This is a genomic window from Dermabacter sp., assembly GCF_032550575.1.
Classification (GTDB): Bacteria; Actinomycetota; Actinomycetes; order Actinomycetales; family Dermabacteraceae; genus Dermabacter; species Dermabacter hominis.
The window spans coordinates 422,800-439,349 of sequence record NZ_JAWFZC010000001.1; the positions used below are offsets into that span (position 1 = coordinate 422,800).

15 protein-coding genes and 2 tRNA genes are annotated in these 16,550 nt (G+C 63.0%); 6 read left to right on the forward strand and 11 right to left on the reverse strand.

The window, feature by feature from the left end; genetic code table 11:
• Positions 1–12: 12 nt before the first annotated feature.
• From E6X30_RS01930 to E6X30_RS01980, 11 genes are all read right to left on the reverse strand, one after another.
• A complete protein-coding gene (locus tag E6X30_RS01930) occupies positions 13–831 on the reverse strand; it encodes a universal stress protein (RefSeq protein WP_316335632.1) in 819 nt (272 codons plus the stop codon).
• 128 nt (positions 832–959) lie between these two features.
• A tRNA-Glu gene (locus tag E6X30_RS01935) sits at positions 960–1,032 on the reverse strand.
• 76 nt (positions 1,033–1,108) lie between these two features.
• Positions 1,109–1,180: transfer RNA gene (locus E6X30_RS01940), tRNA-Gln, on the reverse strand.
• A gap of 138 nt (positions 1,181–1,318) precedes the next feature.
• Positions 1,319–2,479 (reverse strand): hydroxymethylglutaryl-CoA synthase, encoded by a 1,161-nt coding sequence (locus E6X30_RS01945; RefSeq protein ID WP_016664754.1) that lies wholly within the window; start codon positions 2,477–2,479, stop codon positions 1,319–1,321.
• On the reverse strand, positions 2,476–3,537 hold the full coding sequence (locus tag E6X30_RS01950) for a hydroxymethylglutaryl-CoA reductase (RefSeq protein WP_101686312.1): 1,062 nt from the start codon (positions 3,535–3,537) through the stop codon (positions 2,476–2,478). The genes E6X30_RS01945 and E6X30_RS01950 overlap by 4 nt, the downstream gene beginning before the upstream one ends.
• Entirely contained in the window at positions 3,530–4,615 is a 1,086-nt protein-coding gene (fni, locus tag E6X30_RS01955) for a type 2 isopentenyl-diphosphate Delta-isomerase (RefSeq protein WP_316335633.1), read from the reverse strand. Before fni ends, E6X30_RS01950 begins: the two co-directional genes overlap by 8 nt.
• Positions 4,608–5,735, reverse strand: a complete 1,128-nt coding sequence (locus E6X30_RS01960) for a phosphomevalonate kinase (protein ID WP_316335634.1) — start codon at positions 5,733–5,735, stop codon at positions 4,608–4,610. Before E6X30_RS01960 ends, fni begins: the two co-directional genes overlap by 8 nt.
• Complete coding sequence (gene mvaD, locus E6X30_RS01965) at positions 5,732–6,724, reverse strand: diphosphomevalonate decarboxylase (RefSeq protein ID WP_070458420.1); 993 nt, start codon at positions 6,722–6,724, stop codon at positions 5,732–5,734. The genes E6X30_RS01960 and mvaD overlap by 4 nt, the downstream gene beginning before the upstream one ends.
• Positions 6,721–7,893, reverse strand: coding sequence for a mevalonate kinase (gene mvk / locus E6X30_RS01970; protein WP_016664759.1), 1,173 nt, complete (start codon positions 7,891–7,893; stop codon positions 6,721–6,723). Before mvk ends, mvaD begins: the two co-directional genes overlap by 4 nt.
• Complete coding sequence (gene gltX / locus E6X30_RS01975; protein WP_396334961.1) at positions 7,890–9,431, reverse strand: glutamate--tRNA ligase; 1,542 nt, start codon at positions 9,429–9,431, stop codon at positions 7,890–7,892. Before gltX ends, mvk begins: the two co-directional genes overlap by 4 nt.
• Before the next feature lie 51 nt (positions 9,432–9,482).
• On the reverse strand, positions 9,483–10,274 hold the full coding sequence (locus E6X30_RS01980) for a fumarylacetoacetate hydrolase family protein (protein WP_316335635.1): 792 nt from the start codon (positions 10,272–10,274) through the stop codon (positions 9,483–9,485).
• A gap of 219 nt (positions 10,275–10,493) precedes the next feature.
• On the opposite strand from E6X30_RS01980, the gene E6X30_RS01985 reads away from it, so the two are divergent.
• From E6X30_RS01985 to E6X30_RS02010, 6 genes are all read left to right on the forward strand, one after another.
• A complete protein-coding gene (locus tag E6X30_RS01985) occupies positions 10,494–11,420 on the forward strand; it encodes a hypothetical protein (protein WP_016664762.1) in 927 nt (308 codons plus the stop codon).
• A gap of 48 nt (positions 11,421–11,468) precedes the next feature.
• The gene (locus E6X30_RS01990; protein ID WP_016664763.1) at positions 11,469–12,290 is read left to right on the forward strand and encodes an endonuclease/exonuclease/phosphatase family protein; all 822 of its coding nucleotides are present in this window, start codon (positions 11,469–11,471) and stop codon (positions 12,288–12,290) included.
• Between the two features lie 34 nt (positions 12,291–12,324).
• A complete protein-coding gene (locus tag E6X30_RS01995; RefSeq protein WP_316335636.1) occupies positions 12,325–14,883 on the forward strand; it encodes a DUF3516 domain-containing protein in 2,559 nt (852 codons plus the stop codon).
• Positions 14,880–15,398 carry a PTS sugar transporter subunit IIA gene (locus E6X30_RS02000; protein ID WP_070436153.1) on the forward strand — a complete coding sequence of 173 codons (519 nt, stop codon included), beginning with the start codon at positions 14,880–14,882 and terminating at the stop codon, positions 15,396–15,398. The genes E6X30_RS01995 and E6X30_RS02000 overlap by 4 nt, the downstream gene beginning before the upstream one ends.
• Positions 15,399–15,436: 38 nt before the next feature.
• Positions 15,437–15,676, forward strand: coding sequence for a hypothetical protein (locus tag E6X30_RS02005; RefSeq protein ID WP_316335637.1), 240 nt, complete (start codon positions 15,437–15,439; stop codon positions 15,674–15,676).
• Between the two features lie 81 nt (positions 15,677–15,757).
• Positions 15,758–16,222, forward strand: a complete 465-nt coding sequence (locus tag E6X30_RS02010; protein WP_316335638.1) for a hypothetical protein — start codon at positions 15,758–15,760, stop codon at positions 16,220–16,222.
• Positions 16,223–16,550: the final 328 nt, after the last annotated feature.

The following is a 16,550-nucleotide window of genomic DNA, read 5'->3' on the forward strand; positions in this document are numbered from 1 at the left end:
GGCTCGAGTGGCTTACTGCCTCTCGAGCCACACGGGGGTGTTCGCGTACTGCAAGAAAGCGGTATTCGACACGACGGGCTGACGCTCAAGTTCCCCGTGCTTGCCGCGCGCGTTCGCAACGATAAGCCTCGTGCCCTCGCTGCGGCGGATCAACTCTTTCGCCGTGTGCTGGCGACCGTACTCGGTGATCTCCACGTCCACCTCGGGCGCAACCTCGCGCAAGTGACGTTGAGCGCTCTCGAGAATGCCCGCCCATCTCTCCTCGGGAATCACGATCGAGGGAATAACGCGGACGCCGGTGCCGTACACCTTCGCAAACTCGGCGGCGCGCTCGAGCGCGCACTCAAAGGCCGTCCCACCGTCGTAAAACACCGCAACGGGGCCATCTGCGGCAATATCGCCGCGAACGACAACGATCGAACATTTCGAGCGTGTGAGGAGCGCCGAACTGGTCGATCCCACAATGAGCGAGAGGAAGCGACCGAGCCCGCGCGAGCCGACCACGAGCGCATCTGCGGTCGCTGACTGCTGAATGAGCACGTCCACCGCGCGGCCATCGACAATCTGGGTCGTCACCTCGCAGCCGGGGGCAACTTCGTGGGCGATCTGAGCCGCTTCATCGAGCAAGCGCTGCGCGGCGACCTTGAGGCCCGACCCACTCACGCCGGGAACGGGATCGACATCGACCCCCATGAGCGGCCACACGAATGCGTGCACAAGATGCAGGGGCTTATTCAGGGCGAGGGCATTGTGCGCCGCCCAGCGGATTGCGTGATCGGATTCCTCGGTGTCTTCGACGCCGACAACGATCCGGCCTTCATTTGCACTCATGGTTTTCTTCCTTCCACGGCCGGGCTCACGCTTTTGTGAGCCAAACTCCCTGCTCGCTTTAAGGATACGCCGGAAAGGTCCCGGGTACGAAAAAGCCCGACCACCGAAGTGGTCGGGCTTTCGCTCTGTACCCCGTACCGGATTTGAACCGGTGTTACCGCCGTGAGAGGGCGACGTCCTAGGCCGCTAGACGAACGGGGCCTTGCCTCAATGAGGCCTTAGAAACTTTAGCAAAGCTGCTGGCTGTTTCCAAATCCAGGCCGTGTGACCTGCATCGCTGGGGTACCAGGACTCGAACCTAGAACAACTGAACCAGAATCAGCCGTGTTGCCAATTACACCATACCCCAAGGGTTTTGCCCGGCGAGCCGAACGAAATACAACAGTAGTCCAGCGCGAAAGCCCCGGCAACTTTTCCTGCGCCCTTTGTGGAAGCTTTCACACGAATAGGATTCCGGCGCTGGCCCTGCAACCGTCGGACCCTGTTTTCAAGCTATTTCGTACACCCGAACCGACTCGCGCACACCCGCCAAACGGAATGGGCCCTCACCCTCCACACGCGTTTCATAATCGCCCGTGCGATCCGCGCGAATGTGCCGTTCGCGATACTCCTCATAGCCGATTTCTCGGCGCGCATCGAGCTGGGCCGTGAGCGCACCTGGGCGCACATGCTCGCGATACCCTTCGACGAGCGTGCCGGCGAAAAACTCGGCGACCGCGCCCGAGCCGTAGCTGAAGATTCCAATCCGCTCGCCTGCACGAAGCTCGGCGTTCTCGAGAAGTGACAAGAGCCCCATGTACACCGATGCCGTGTACGTATTGCCGAGGCGGCGGTTGTGAATCATGGTCTCCTCAAGTGAGGACACGGCGCTCGCGACCGACTGGGCGCCCGCGTGCTTCGCGAGGGTCTGCATGGCCTTCGCCGCCATCTTGGTGAACGGCTGGTGGAAGCACATGCGCGCGATGGAGGAGAACTCCGCTCCCCCGCGGCGCACGTAGTCGTCGTATGCCTCTGTCACGGCGCGCAAGTAGACGGTCACGGAGAAACGGCCGTCGACGAGGGCGGTCGTGCGGTCATTGGGACGCCAGAAGTCATGGACGTTTTCGGTGAAAAGACCCGAAGCGGGCTCGATTGCCATGATCGCGGGGTCAGCGCTCACGAGCATCGCTAGCGCACCCGCCCCCTGGGTTGCCTCACCACTCGAATCAAGCTCGTACCGGGCAATGTCGCTCGCGATCACGAGAACTTTTTCATCGGGGTTGCGCGCCACGATTCCGAGCGCAAACTGGAGTGCTGCGGTTGCCGAATAGCATGCCTCTTTGAGCTCGACGACTCGGACATTGTGCTCGAGGCCGAGGAGTTCGTGCGCGTAGATGCCCGCCGCTTTCGACTGGTCGATGCCTGTCTCTGTCGCGAGCACGAGCGTGCGGATCTCCTCGGTGCCGTGGCGCTCGATAATGGGCGCAGCCGCCCGGGCCGCGAGAGTGACAATGTCTTCGTCGTCGCCCGGCACGCTCATCTCATGTTGGCCAATTCCGCGCAAATACTTGCCGGGACTCGTGCCTTGTGCTTCGGCGAGCGAAGTGAGGGGGAAGAAGAGCGAGGTCGTCGCCGCTGAGATATCGGTGATGCCGATCGCGTGCGTCATCGCGAACTCCTTTCAAACTGGACGTGGGCGGCCATGAGCTCGCCGGGATTGGTCTGCGCGGCCATGAGCGAGAGCTCGCCGCATAGGACTGTTGCGGCGGCGATTCCCGCGAGACGTCGGGCGTTCTCCCCCGGCTCGCGTTCCTCGCGGCATCCCAGTCGCGCGAGATTGTCACTCACGAAATCAAGCCCTTTGCCGTTGCCCACGGACCCGACAATGAGATGCGGGATCGTGCACGAGAAATACAGGTCCTCGCCGTCTCGGCCCCGGCGTTCGGTGTGCGTGATGCCCTGGCTGCCTTCAACGATGTTTGCGGCGTCCTGGCCTGTCGCGAGATAGAACCCGAGCAGCATGTTGGCGTAGTGTGCATTGGCACTCCTGAGGGAGCCTGCGGCGATGCCACCCACAAGGTTCTTGCGCACGTTGAGGTCCGCCATACGTTCGGCGCTTGTGCGCAGTCGCCGGCGCAAAACCTCTTCGGGAAGGACGATCTCCGCGATCACATTCTTGCCGCGCCCTCGAATTCCGTTCACGGCCGAGGTTTTCTTGTCGGTGCAGTAGTTGCCGGAGATGCTCGCGTATCGCAAAGCACTCTCGCGGTTCGCGATGTGCGCCATGAGGGCGTCCGCGGCGAGGGTCACCATGTTGTGGCCAGCAGCATCGCCCGTGAGGAACTCGAGGCGAAGATACAGGAGATTACCGACGATCTCGGGGGCGATATCGATCAGGCGCGCAAAGCGGCTCGTACCGGCAACAACCTCCTGAAGCGAGGACAGATCCGCGCACACGCGCCTCGCCGAGTCGTAGGCATCGGCCGCCGAATCTGCTTCAAAAAGAATCGAGCGGGTCATGCGCTCGTCAACGAGGGTCGTGCGGATTCCGCCCTCGACGAGCCGGGATACCGTCGCCCCACGCTTGACCGAGGGAAACAGGGTCGTCTCGTAGGTGGCGAGGGGGACCTCGACCTCGCCTTCGGCCACGTTTCCGCTGATCCTCAGGGGACCGAGCCATTTCATGGGAATCTGCGCGAAAGCGCCCTGCTCGCGTGTGTCACTCATGAGTGCCTCCATTCGCCGTTCCGCTGCGCCGCGCGTAGGGGGAAAGATCGATGCCTCTCGCTTCCGCGTACTCGCGCACGCGCCCCGAGAGCACGAGGTCTGTGCGCGTGAGCGCGTCGACGTTTCGAGCGCCCACGAGCGCCATCATCGACCGCAGTTGCTCTTTCCACGTTCGGATTTCACCAATGAGCGCATCGGGTCCGTGATCGCGCACGATCGCGAGAAAACCGCCCGCGACTCCCACGGCCTTCGCCCCTAGCGCGAGGCATTTGAGGACATCGAGGCTCGTGCGAACTCCTCCGCTCGCGAGAAGCGGGAGCCCCGTGTCGCGCGACGCCCCGCGCGCATCGATCAGGCTTTCGACGGCGCTTTGACCCCAGCCATTGAGGTGGGAGAACTGATCGGTGCGGCGCGCGCTCTCGATGCGTGCGAAGTCAGTGCCACCATTGCCAGCCACGTCCACAAAGGCAACACCGAGCGAGGACAGCGTGCGTACGCTAGCCCCCGTCATCCCGAAGCCCACCTCCTTCACGATCACGGGAACATCGACGGCCCGTGCGATCGCCTCGATGTGCTGGGCCCAGTGCTCGAATTCGCGATCTCCCTCGGGCATCACGATTTCTTGGACGGCATTCACATGGATTTGAAGTGCATCGGCGTCGATGAGCTCGACCGCTTCGCAGGCCTGCTCGGGGCTTGCGTTCGCTGAAAGGTTCGCCATGAGGAAGCCGTGTGGGTTTTCGTCACGAAGAACGGTGAAGCTCGGCGCGCACGATGGATCTTTGAAGTAGGCGCTCATGGACCCTGAGGCCATCGCGATACCCGTGTCCGCAGCGGCGATCGCGAGTGCCTGATTAATCTTGCCGGTGAACTCGCTACCGCCGGTCATGCCGTTGATGTAGAACGGCAGAGGCCACGTGCGCTCTCTTATTTCAACCTCGAGGCTCACGGTCTCGACATTGACGGCGCTCAGGGCGTGATGAAGCACGCGCACGTCATCGAAGTCCCGTGAGCGGCGGTGGGCGGTCTCTTGCTCCATCGCAAGTCGAACGTGATCGTCTTTGCGGGAACTACTCATGGGCGCTTCCTTGCTTTTCGGTCGTCACATGTGTGCGGGCGTGGAGGTCCGACGGTTCTACGCCCACGTTGAGCGCGATCATTCCCGCTCGCCGCCAGGCTTGTCTCACCGCGGTCGCGACGTCGGCATTCGGGGCGAGGGCAAGAACGCAGTCCCCGCCGCCAGCTCCCGAGAGTTTTGCGGCGGCACCGTGTGCGACGGCGATCTCAGTCATAGCGCGCAGCTCTGGCGTTTCGATGCCGAGCGGCCCCTCGCTTCCTCCTGCCGCAGCGTCGAGATCACGCAATTGAGCGAGGACGCACTCGAGCACGCGCATGGCGTCAATCGTCGAGCCCGTGCGCACCGCCTCAACGAAACGCTCCACATGCGCAGCGTTCTCGCGCGCGAATGCTTCGAAGTCGATGCGTCCCGCGCCGGCAGCATCGTCGACTTGCGCTACGAGCGAGCGGGTCGACGCAGGCGCACCGCTCCAGCCGATGACGGTCTCGAGTGCGTGTGGCACGTCGAGAGACTCAAGAGCAAGGCCCGGCCACTGCGCGGCGAGCGCACTCTTGACGCCTTCGCGTGCGCGCAGATCGCGCACCGCCTCCCGATCGAATGATCGGTACAGGACCCAGCCACCGAGCACACTCGTGGCGACATCTGCACACGAGGCGCGCACATTGCCGTCGAGGACGGCGAGGGCCGAAAGTTTAAAAAGCTCTCGCGGGCTGAGAGCGATGTTGAGGGCGCGAGCCGTGGCGCCAATAGTCGCGACGACAACGGCGCCGGAAGAGCCAAAGCCATACTTGCGACCGTCGCTGTCATCAAGCGTCGACGACACGTGAATATCAAGGGCGGGCAGAGGCCCGTAATACTCCACGAAAACGTCGAGAGCGCGGAAAATAGGTTCTCGCGGTTGCTCGGATGCTGGTGCCTCGGCAATCACGGGAGCGTAGTCGCGCTCTTCGCCCCACTGCTCGCTCGCGACGCGCACGCCGAAGGCGCGACGCACGGGACTCACGCGGGCCGTGACCGCGCGATCCACGGCGATCAACACCGCGGGATTACCGGCGCGCACAACCCCGTACTCGCCAGCGACGAAAAGCTTTCCCGGGGCGCGGAATTCGAAAGCGCTCATGCTTCGCTCGGGCGCTCACCCTCATCGAGGAGGTAAGCACCGGGGCCGGCGTTCGCAACATGCATCTTCACGTCTTCGATCCTCTCACGCAGGCGCTCGGCAACGAGAGCGGCCTCGCGCGAGCGACACAGAATCTTCACGTTGGGTCCGGCATCGGCGCTCGCGTATGCCTCGATCCCCTGCTCTCGCAGCTCCTGGACCGCATCGATCATCGCGAAGCTCGTGCCCGTCAGGTATCGCACAGGCGGCTCCGCGCCGAGCATCGAGGCGTGCATGCGAAGGGCGCTCATCTCCGCGATCTCGCCGAGGCTCGTGAAATCCGCATCGTGCACGGCGCGCGACGCGCGCTCCAGAAGCACGGCGTTCGACGAAACCCATCCCTCGAAATAGGGAGAGGTCTCCACGGTGTGGTTCATGCCGGCGCGGCTGCCGATCTTCTTGCGCGCGCTCGAGATGACCGCGACGACCATCGAAAGAGGCTCGCCGCTCCACTCGAGGGGCTCGGCAATACTCGTGTCGTCACTCGTGCCTTTATTCCAGCGCGCGAGCCCGCCGAAAATTGAGCGGCATGCCGATCCGGAGCCGCGGCGCGCGAGGCGCGAAAGCTCCGCATCGCTCAGCGAAAGCCCGTACGCGACACTCGAAGCCTTCGCGAGCGCCGCGAAAGCGGCCGCGCTCGAGGCGAGCCCGGCAGCCGTCGGAACCGTGTTCGTGGAGGTGACGTGTGCGTGCGCCCCCGAGCCCGCGAGCTCACGCACACGATTAAGGACCGTGCGCACGCGCGCAGATTCCTCACCGGACAGCTCAACCCCGTCGAGGACGACCCGGTCGAGGGGATCGTCCGTCACCTCGACCGTCGTGGTCGTCGGGAATATGTCGAGAGTCAGCGACAGTGATCCGGTCGCGGGCAGATTGAGCTCGCGATCCGTTTTCCCCCAATACTTCACGAGTGCAATATTGGGGTGCGCGACGGCGGTAGCGCGGGTCATGAGCTCTCCTCACTCGCAGGGTTGATTGACCACACATTCTTCGCACCGGCAGCCGAAAGCGCACGCGAAAGCGCGGGGACAGCGCCGTGAGAAGGGGCGAGGGCGATGATGCAGCCGCCCAGGCCTCCACCCGTGAGCTTCGCACCGAGTGCGCCTGCATCGCGTGCCGCCCCCACGAGGTGTTCGAGCCGCGAATGCGATACCCCGAGCTCCGTCAAAATCTCCTGGCAGTCGTTCATTGCGCGACCCACGCTGCTCATATCGCCGATACGCAGCGCTTCGCGTGTGGTGTGCGCGAGCGAAGCGATCGTCTCGAGCGCATGATCCACGAGTCGGGGATCGCGTTCACGCCGTTCGCGGATGCCGCGAACCGCGTCGAGGGTGTGGCCGGGAAGCCCCGTGTCGGCCACGACGAGCGCCGGCGCGTGAGCAAGTTCGAGCGGTTCCGCCTTGCCTGCTTGGAACCACAGTGGGCCATCCGCCATGGTCTGGTATGCGTCAAGACCACTCGGAGTTCCATGCGCGATGCGTTCGACGAACTGCACGAGCTCGAAACGTTCCTCGCTCGTGAGTTCATGACCGTATAGGCGCGCAACGGCAACGGCGATCGCGCTCGCCATCGCGGCACTCGACCCGAGGCCGCGCGCCGTGGGAATGCTTCCCTCGACCGTGACTTCGGCGCGTCCAGGCTTCTCGCCCACGTGGCTGAGAATTGTCCGCAGTGCCGACTGCGCGAGTTCGTCCTCGGCCTCTTCCGTATCGACGTCGAGGTAGATCGCGCCCGTGGAAGGGTCGCCGACGGTTGCAATGCGCCGCTTTCCACGCCGCTCCCCCGTTCGCGACGAGGGCACATCGAGCGTGAGGCCACTCTCGAAACGCACTTCATCGCCGGGAACGGTCTGATCATCGAACGAGAAACCTTCGGTCAGCGAGTACGAGCCGCTGATCGTCCCGAACCCCTCGGCGGAGACGGATCCCTCGATGCGTCCGGCGTGAGTACTGACCGAATCCGGATAGGGCAAAAGCCTGGCCGTCGCCGTGAGGCTCAAGTGGGTAATGGGAAAGGCGATCGCGGGATGCCCGTACACGACAGCGTGCTCGCCGATCAGAATCGTCTTGGCGTGCGCGCTGCCGTGCCCGGTCGCGTACTCGAACGTCTCTTCGCTCACCGGGATGCGAGCAGATCGGCGAACGACGAAAGGCGGGCGATCGTGGATTCGTAGCCGAGAAGCTCCATCGATTCAAACAGCGGCGGGCTCACGCGACGGCCAGAGATGCCCGAACGAAGCGGCCCGAACGCGAGCCGGGGCTTGACGCCCATGCCGTCGATAATCGCTTCGCGCAGAGACGCCTCAAGCGTCGCGGTCGTGAAGTTCTCTTTGCCGCCTTCCTCGATGACCTCGATGGCGCGGCGCACAACGGAAACGGGATCGTCGCCAAGCTTCTTGAGGGCGTCCTCTTCGATCACGAGATCGGCATCGTCGATGAAGAGGAAGCGCAGCATCCCCGGGGCCTCACCGAGGAGGTTCATGCGCGGCTGCACGAGTGGCGTCGCCTTCGCGAGGAGGGCGCGCTGGTCCTCGGTGATGGGGGTTTCGACAACCCCGGCCTTCTCGAGGTACGGGATCATGCGCTCGGTGAACTCGGCCTCGTCGAGCATGCGCATGTGGTCGGCGTTAATCGCGAGCGCCTTCTTGTAGTCAACGCGGGCGGGGTTCGGGTTCACGTCGGCAACATCAAACTTCGCGACGAACTGTTCGCGCGTGAAGATGTCCTGATCGCCGCTGTAGCCCCAGCCAAGCAGCGAGAGATAGTTGATCATTCCCTCGGGCACGAAGCCCTCGTCGCGGTAGAGGAAAAGGCTCGACTCGGGATCGCGCTTGGAGAGCTTCTTGTTGCCCTCCCCCATCACGTAGGGAAGGTGTGCGTATTCGGGCGTGAACTTCGCGATGCCGATCTTCTTGAGTGCTTCGAACAGCACGATCTGCCGGGGCGTCGAGCTGAGGATGTCTTCGCCGCGCAGGATGTGGGTGATTCCCATGAGGGCGTCGTCGACGGGGTTCGTGAGGGGGTAGAGCGGCTGGCCGTTCGCGCGCACGACGACGTAGTCGGGGGTCGAGCCGGCTTTGAACGTGATTTCGCCGCGCACGAGGTCGTTGAACGTGATGTCTTCATCGGGCATTCGCACACGCCACACGGGCTCACGTCCTTCGGCGCGGAACGCTGCCTTCTGCTCTTCGGTCAGGTCACGATCGAAACCGTCGTACCCCGATTCCTTCGGGCGGCCAGCGGCAATGTGGCGCTGCTGGATTTCCTCGGGAGTCGAAAACGATTCGTAGATATAGCCGCCGTCCTTGAGCTTTTGGATGACGTCCTGGTAAATCTCGCCGCGCTGCGACTGGCGGTAGGGGCCGTCTTCGCCGCCCGCGTCCACGCCTTCATCCCATGTGATGCCAAGCCAGCGCATCGCCTCGAGAAGCTGGTTGTAGCTTTCTTCGCTATCGCGCGCTTGGTCGGTGTCCTCAATGCGGAACACGAGCGTGCCACCCGTGCGTTTCGCGTAGGCCCAGTTGAACAGGGCGGTGCGCACCATGCCGATGTGCGGCGTGCCGGTGGGCGACGGGCAAAAACGCACGCGGACCTCACTGTGGCCGCGCGTGCTGTCGAGGGTGGGAAGGCTCGCGAGATCGATGTTCTCAGCGCTCACGTGGGTGTTCTCCTTCGAGAGGTTGGCGGGGTGAGATCCCCGGATGTGGTCTTAGGCCTCGAGATCTTCGGGCGACACTATGCGGTTTGTGAGGGTGCCAATTCCGTCGATGTCGATGTCGACGGTGTCACCGACGTTCACGAGCCCGACGCCCGCGGGTGTGCCGGTGAGGATGACATCGCCGGGAAGAAGGGTCGTCGAGCGCGTGATCTCCTCGATGAGCTCGGGGATGCGGCGCAGCATGTCGGCGCTCGTGCCGTCCTGTTTGACCTCGCCGTTTACGCGCGAGCGGATGCGCGCGTTCGCGGCATCAAGGTCCGTTTCGATCCACGGCCCGAGCGGGCACGAGGTGTCGAAGGCTTTCGCGCGGAACCACTGGGACTCTTCGCGCTGGGCATCGCGCACCGTGAGATCGTTCGCGCACGTGTAGCCCAGGATGACGTCCGAGGCGCGTTCGGCCGGGATGTTTTTCGCGAGGGTTTTGATGACGACCGCGAGCTCTGCCTCGAAGCTGAGCTCCGCGGCGTCAGCGGGGTAAACGATCGGATCGTTGGGACCGATCACCGACGTGTTCGGCTTGAGGAACAGCAGCGGGCGTTCGGGAGCTTCGTCGCCCATCTCGCGCGCGTGCTCCGCGTAGTTCTTACCAACGCCAACGACCTTCGACCTTGGGATCACAGGGGCGAGGAGGCGGACGTCCTCGAGCGGAAGGATCGTGCCGTTAGGTTGAATCTGGGTGTACAGCGGGTCTCCCGAAATTCCGTACACCATGTCCACGCCGTCCTTTTCCTGGACGATGCCGAACATCGGGTTCGAGCCGGTGGTGAATCGTGCAATGCGCATGCCCTCAGTCTAGTAGCGCGCTTTGGCTTGCACGGGCTATGCCTCTATGCCCTTGGCCACCCCTCACTCTTTCTTCACATCCGCAGCCCGTGCGCAGCCCGCCCCACACGTATCGGCACGTAAACTCAATGAGTGTTTTCTTCATCGCGTTCGTCTTCGTCATCGATCTCGCCTGCTGCCCCCGGTCGCTTCGTCGCCGTGATGTCGGCGGAAGAAGCGATGCATGCACGCGAGGAGCACGAGGCACGCGCGGATCGTTTGAGCGCCCCGCACCGAGAGCGAAAGGCACGCGGCGAGAAGCACCCGATCGAGGATTTTCTGCACACGTACTACCCCTTCAGCCCGGGGCAGCTTCGGCGCTGGCATCCGGGCTGGCAGGTGGGTTACGAAGCCTCGGCGGATCAGGCACACAGCGGGGTTGGGGATGTCGATTCCGACGGCTGCCGGCGCTGGTATAGCGACATGCAGCTCCAATCGGGCGGCGCTTCGGGTGCGGTGCGCGCGGCGGACCTCGAGCGATTTGCACGCGAGCGAGGCGATGCCGCCTACTGGATTCACCGATTGCTGTCCAACTCGAGTTTTGCCGAAAAGCCCGGGAATTTTTCGTGTTTTGGTCTTCACGAATGGGCGATGGTGTACCGCCTCGGGCCGGGCGAGAAGCGGCATGAATCGCTTCCCTTGCGACTGAGCGCCGAGGAAACAAACCGCGTGGTTGAAGAGAACCGTCTCGTGTGCTCGCATATCGACGCGTTTCGTTTCTTTACGCCGCAGGCGGCTCCGCTCAATGCCTCGCGCCCCACTCGCGAGAGTCAGCCCATGAGGGATGACCCGGCGTGCCTTCACGTGGGTATGGACCTGTACAAGTGGTCGATGAAGCTCGCGCCGCTGCTGCCGAGCGATATCGCACTTGACTGCTTCGAGCACGCCCTGGATTTGAGGATTCTCGATATGGAGGCCTCCCCGTACGACTGCCGAGGATACGGATACGGGATCGTGCCCATCGAGACTGAGGAGGGTAAGCGCGAGTACGTGCGGCGCCAGCGGCTTCTCGCCGATCGTTCGGATGCGCTGCGCACGCGGATCCTCGCCGCCGTGGAACCTCTCGTGCCTCTATTTGCTAAGTCTTCTCGCCCCTGCGCGAGCTAAGTCTCCCAAACACCATTATTCTTCGACGTTTCGCGGCACAATAGATGTATGCCTGCTTCCCCGTCCACGTCCCCACGCACTGCGCGCGTCCGCGTCGCCACGTTCAACATTCATCACGGCGCTAATTCCCGCAACGTTCTCGATCTCGACGCGACCGCTTACGCCCTCGAGTCGCTCGAGGCCGATGTGATCGGCCTGCAGGAGGTCGACCGATTCTTCGGGACGCGCTCAGACTTCGTGGATCAGGCAGCGTGGCTCGCAGACCGCCTCCACATGCACGCCCAGTTCGCCCCCACGATCGATCTTGAGCCGTCGCGCCGTTCCGCGGAGCGGGTGGGGCTTAGCACGCGCAGGCAGTACGGGATCGCGGTGCTGTCCTCGTACCCGATTGTCGACTCGCACCTCGCACGTCTTCCCGAAAACCGACTGATCGAACGCCGTGCGGTGCTACGCACACGCATCGATGCCGATGGAACCCCCTTCTCGTTCGCCGTCACGCATCTCGCACTCGGCCCGGGGCGGACCAGACGCGCGCAGTTCCGAGCCGCGCGCGAGGTCGCATTCGCGGGCGAGGAGCCCGCAGTCCTCGTGGGAGATCTCAATTCCGCGCCCTCGCATGCGCGCGATTATTCCGTCTTCACGAAGGGGCTCACAGACGTGTGGGCCGCGAAGCATCGCTTCCCGCTCGCCAAGCGCTTCCTCGGCCGCACAAACCCCGTGATTCCCATTCCGTTACGACGTATCGACTACATTCTCGCGAGTCGTGACATTCGGCCGATCTCGGCGAAGACCCTCCGCACGCACGCGTCGGATCACCTCCCGGTCGTCGCGGAACTCGAGATCCCTCACGTCGATCTCGCCGCCGAATAGGCAGCGGCCCGGGCGGGGCTGCCACAATGGGGGCATGCCACTTCTTCACGACTTTCTCCCCACGTCCTCGAGCGAGGATGCGATCGTCGAGGGTTTCATCGCGGCGCAAGCCGAGGTTGGCCGCACCCTCTACTCCCATCAAGAGGAGGCGCTCCTCGCGATCGCCGCTGGCGACCACGTGATTGCCGCGACGCCCACCGGCTCGGGAAAGACAACGATTGCTTACGCGGCGCTCTACGCCGCGATGGCGCGCGGAGAAACCGCGTACTACACCGCCCCGATTAAGGCGCTCGTGAGCGAGAAGTTCTTCGAGATCGTCTCGATGTTTGGGGCTGAGAACGTCGGCATGATGACGGGCGATTCGTCCGTGAACCACGAGGCCCCGATCATCGTGTGCACGGCTGAGATTCTCGCGAATCATGCGCTTCGCGACGGTGAGACGAGCGATATCGGCCTCGTCGTCATGGATGAGTTCCACTTCTACGACGATTCGCAGCGCGGCTGGGCCTGGCAGGTGCCTCTGATCGAGCTCCCGCGCACGCAGTTCGTGCTCATGAGCGCGACCCTCGGTGACGTGACCTTCTTCGAAAAGGACCTCGAGACGCGCACAGGCAGGAGCGTGAGTACGATCGCGGGGGCCGAACGCCCCGTTCCCCTCGATTTCCGTTGGGCGACGACCGACCTTCCCGAGACGATCACAGAGATCCTCGACAACCGCGACGCGCCCGTCTACATCGTCCATTTCACCCAGAAAGACGCACTCGAACAGGCACAGCACCTGCTCGGCACGAAGATTCTTACGCGCGAGGAAAAAGACAAGATCCGCGAGCTCATCGGTGATTTCCGCTTCTCGCGCGGCTTTGGCTCGATCCTCTCGAAGCTCGTGCGCGAGGGTATCGGCGTTCACCACGCCGGCATGCTCCCGAAGTATCGCCGCCTCGTTGAGCGACTCGCCCAGTCGGGGCTGCTCAAGGTCATCGCGGGCACCGACACCCTCGGGGTGGGGATTAACGTTCCGATCCGCACGGTTCTCATGACGGGGCTCGCGAAGTTCGATGGCCGCCGTCAGCGTCTTCTCAATACACGCGAGTTCCTCCAAATCGCTGGCCGGGCGGGACGCGCGGGCTACGACACCGTGGGCCACGTCGTCGTCCAGGCTCCCGAGTGGACCGTCGAGTTCGAAAAAGAAAAAGAACGTTTCGCGAAGCGTGCCGAACGCGGCGCTACCCCCAATAATGCGAAGAAAAAGAAGCAGCGCGAGCCGAAAATGCGCATCCCCGAGGGCCGGGTGAACTGGACCGAGGACAACCTCAGGAAGCTGAGTGAAGAGCAACCGTCGGAACTGAAGCCGCACATGGCGATGACGAGCGCGATCCTCCTCGCGCTGATCTCTCGCCCCGGAAGCGCTCTCAAAGCAGCGCAGCACCTCATCGACGAAAGCCACCAAAGCCGCGCCCAAAAATTCGCGCTCAAGCGCCGCGCCCTCGAACTTTTCCGCGGCCTCAAGGAGGCGGAGATCATCACGGTGCGCGAGGAGCCGGACCACCTTGGCCGGACGGTGACGCTCGTGGACGACCTGCAGTGGGACTTCCAGATGAACCAGCCGCTCGCCGCATTCGCGATCGCAGCCCTCGATATTCTCGACGAGGACTCCCCGACTCTCACGATGGACTCGGTTTCGATCATCGAGGCGATCCTCGAGGACCCCTTCCAGATTCTCCTCGCTCAGCAAAACGCCGCCAAGAGCGCGCTTCTGGGCGAACTCAAGGCTGACGGGGTCGACTACACCGAGCGCATGGCCCGGCTCGACGAAGTGACCTGGCCAAAGCCGCTCGAAGAAGAACTCACCGCAGCCCTCGAGATCTACGCGAGAAACAGGCCGTGGATCAACGTGCACGACCTTTCGCCGAAAAGGATCGTGCGCGAGTTCTACGAAACGGGCGCGACGTTCAGCGAATTCGTCTCGCGCTACAAGCTCATGCGCTCCGAGGGCATCGTGCTTCGCTACCTTTCCGACGCGTACCAGGCCCTCAAACGCACGCTTCCCGTCGAGCTCCGCACCGAAGAGCTCGAGGATGTGATCGAGTGGCTCGGAGTGCTCGTGCGCGGCGTCGATTCGTCCCTGCTGGATGAGTGGGAAGCGCTCACCAACCCCGACAGCGATGCGGATGCCGCGAGCGAAGTACGCCCCGATTCGCCACGCAATCTGAGCGCGCAGACCAAAGTGCTCACGCAAATGGTGCGCGCCGCGATGTGGCGACGAGTGGAAGACTTCGCGTTCGAGCGCGAGGAGCAACTCGGTGAACTCGATGGCGCGAGTGGGTGGGACGCGGATCGCTGGGGCGAAGCCATGGACGACTTCTACGACGCGCACGATCACGTCGTGATCGAGGATCGCGCCCGCGCCCGCCAGTACCTCCGCCTCGAGCAAGAGTCGAAGCGTTGGCTCGTCACGCAGACCATCGTCGATCCCGAAGGCGATAACGACTTCGTGATGCAGGCGATCGTGGACCTCGAACAGACCGACGAGGAGGGCGAGCTCGCGCTCACCCTCGAGTACGTCGGGGACATCGTGAAGGCACCCTGGCGGTGACGCGGCCACGCCTATACGTGCTCGACGTCCCGAAAGGCGAGGGCACGAGCTTCGCCTCGCTCACCCGGTTCGTAGCGAGTCATCTCGAGGCCGACGGATGCGTGACGTCATCGTGGGTCGGGGCCGTACTCGCGCGCGAGCAGCTCTACCCCACCGGCCTCCCGCTCGAACCGCCCGTCGCGATACCCCACGCTGACACGACCCACACACTCAAGGACGCACTCGTGGTGGCAAGGCTCGCTGAGCCACTCGCGTTCGGTGCAATGGGAGATTCCGACGCCGGAGCGCTCCAGGTGCGCCTCGCCGTCTTTATCGTTGCCGGCAACGGGATGGCCCAGGTCGAGGCACTCGAAAGGCTCCTCAGCATCCTAGGCGACGGCGCGCGCCGCGAAAGGCTCGAAGCCGGCTCGGCCGAGAACGCACGGCGGTCCTTCGAAGCGATACTCGAACAACTCGGCGCACTCACCACAGCCCCCGACAAACCCCCACACCCGCAAAAACCGGTACAGACCTGATCCTTCAAGCCAAAGCCAACCGTGAACGCGCTCAGCGTATGCGCGCCCTCTCCGACGAGCTGGACGGCCTCAGCGTCGAAGAACTTGAACGCCACGACCCGTCCTACATCCAAGGTGTCCGCGTCCTCTACGACTCGGCAGGAGTCCCACAACGCGACGAAACAGCCTTCCGCCACGCACTCAAAACCGCACACCGCGCACACAAACGCGGCCAACGCCTCAAAGACAACCTCATCATCGACATATACGAACACGCCTACCGCATCGCCAATGCGTAGCGCACACGGTCGTCAGGCATAGAATGGGGTTTTCTGGTAGGAAAAGTTTGAGCTGGCGCTATCGCGTTTCAGAGGGGGCCGGTGAAGAAAAAGCTGTGGTCAACGATTCTGGCTTGCGGATCCATCACTCTTCTCTGCTTGCCCCTTCAAGGTTGCGGTCACGACCTAAGCGCGGAGCTGGGGCTGGATGCCGATGATTCGCCGCAAGTACTGTCGGAAGCCTGGGGGATTGACGTCCCCGCCTCTATGACTACTGAAGAGCTTTACAGCAGCGATATAGGGTTCACGGGCGACGGAGATTATCTACGCGTAATGAAGCTGCCCAAGGCAGACCAAGTTGGGATGTGGGCTCCAGCTAACTTCCAAGAATCGCCAGATGAATGGGTTGGTACGACCGTCATCACCAACTCGAACGCCCCATTTAGTCTAGAAGATTTAAATGATATGAAGTGCCTTCCCGTCACCAAGAGGGAAGATGGATCTCATCTGATGCTCTGCTACAGCAGAGCATCAGATGATTACTATTCCTTCGAATCGATATTTTAAATCGATCCATCTTTAAACGCTAATCACCACTGGGTATGGCCTGATCACCCCACGCTTCTGCGCGAGCGCCATCACTGCCACAACCTTATTAGTAACGCCTTTATATTTGGTTTTCGTGTCGAAGTCATAGACATCGTGGATTGTGAAGTTATAGTCCGTAAGTGCGATTGTCTCGGGGTCCGGGAAACCTCCGGGAAGTTCGCGTGCGCTCTGGTTGGGTACAGGGCAACGAGACGCGCGGTCGCATCCACCTCGCCGTCTCCAGTAGCTATAGCGATACCGGACGTATACCACCCCGCCGCGATATCTCGGAAGAAGTGGGCTGCAC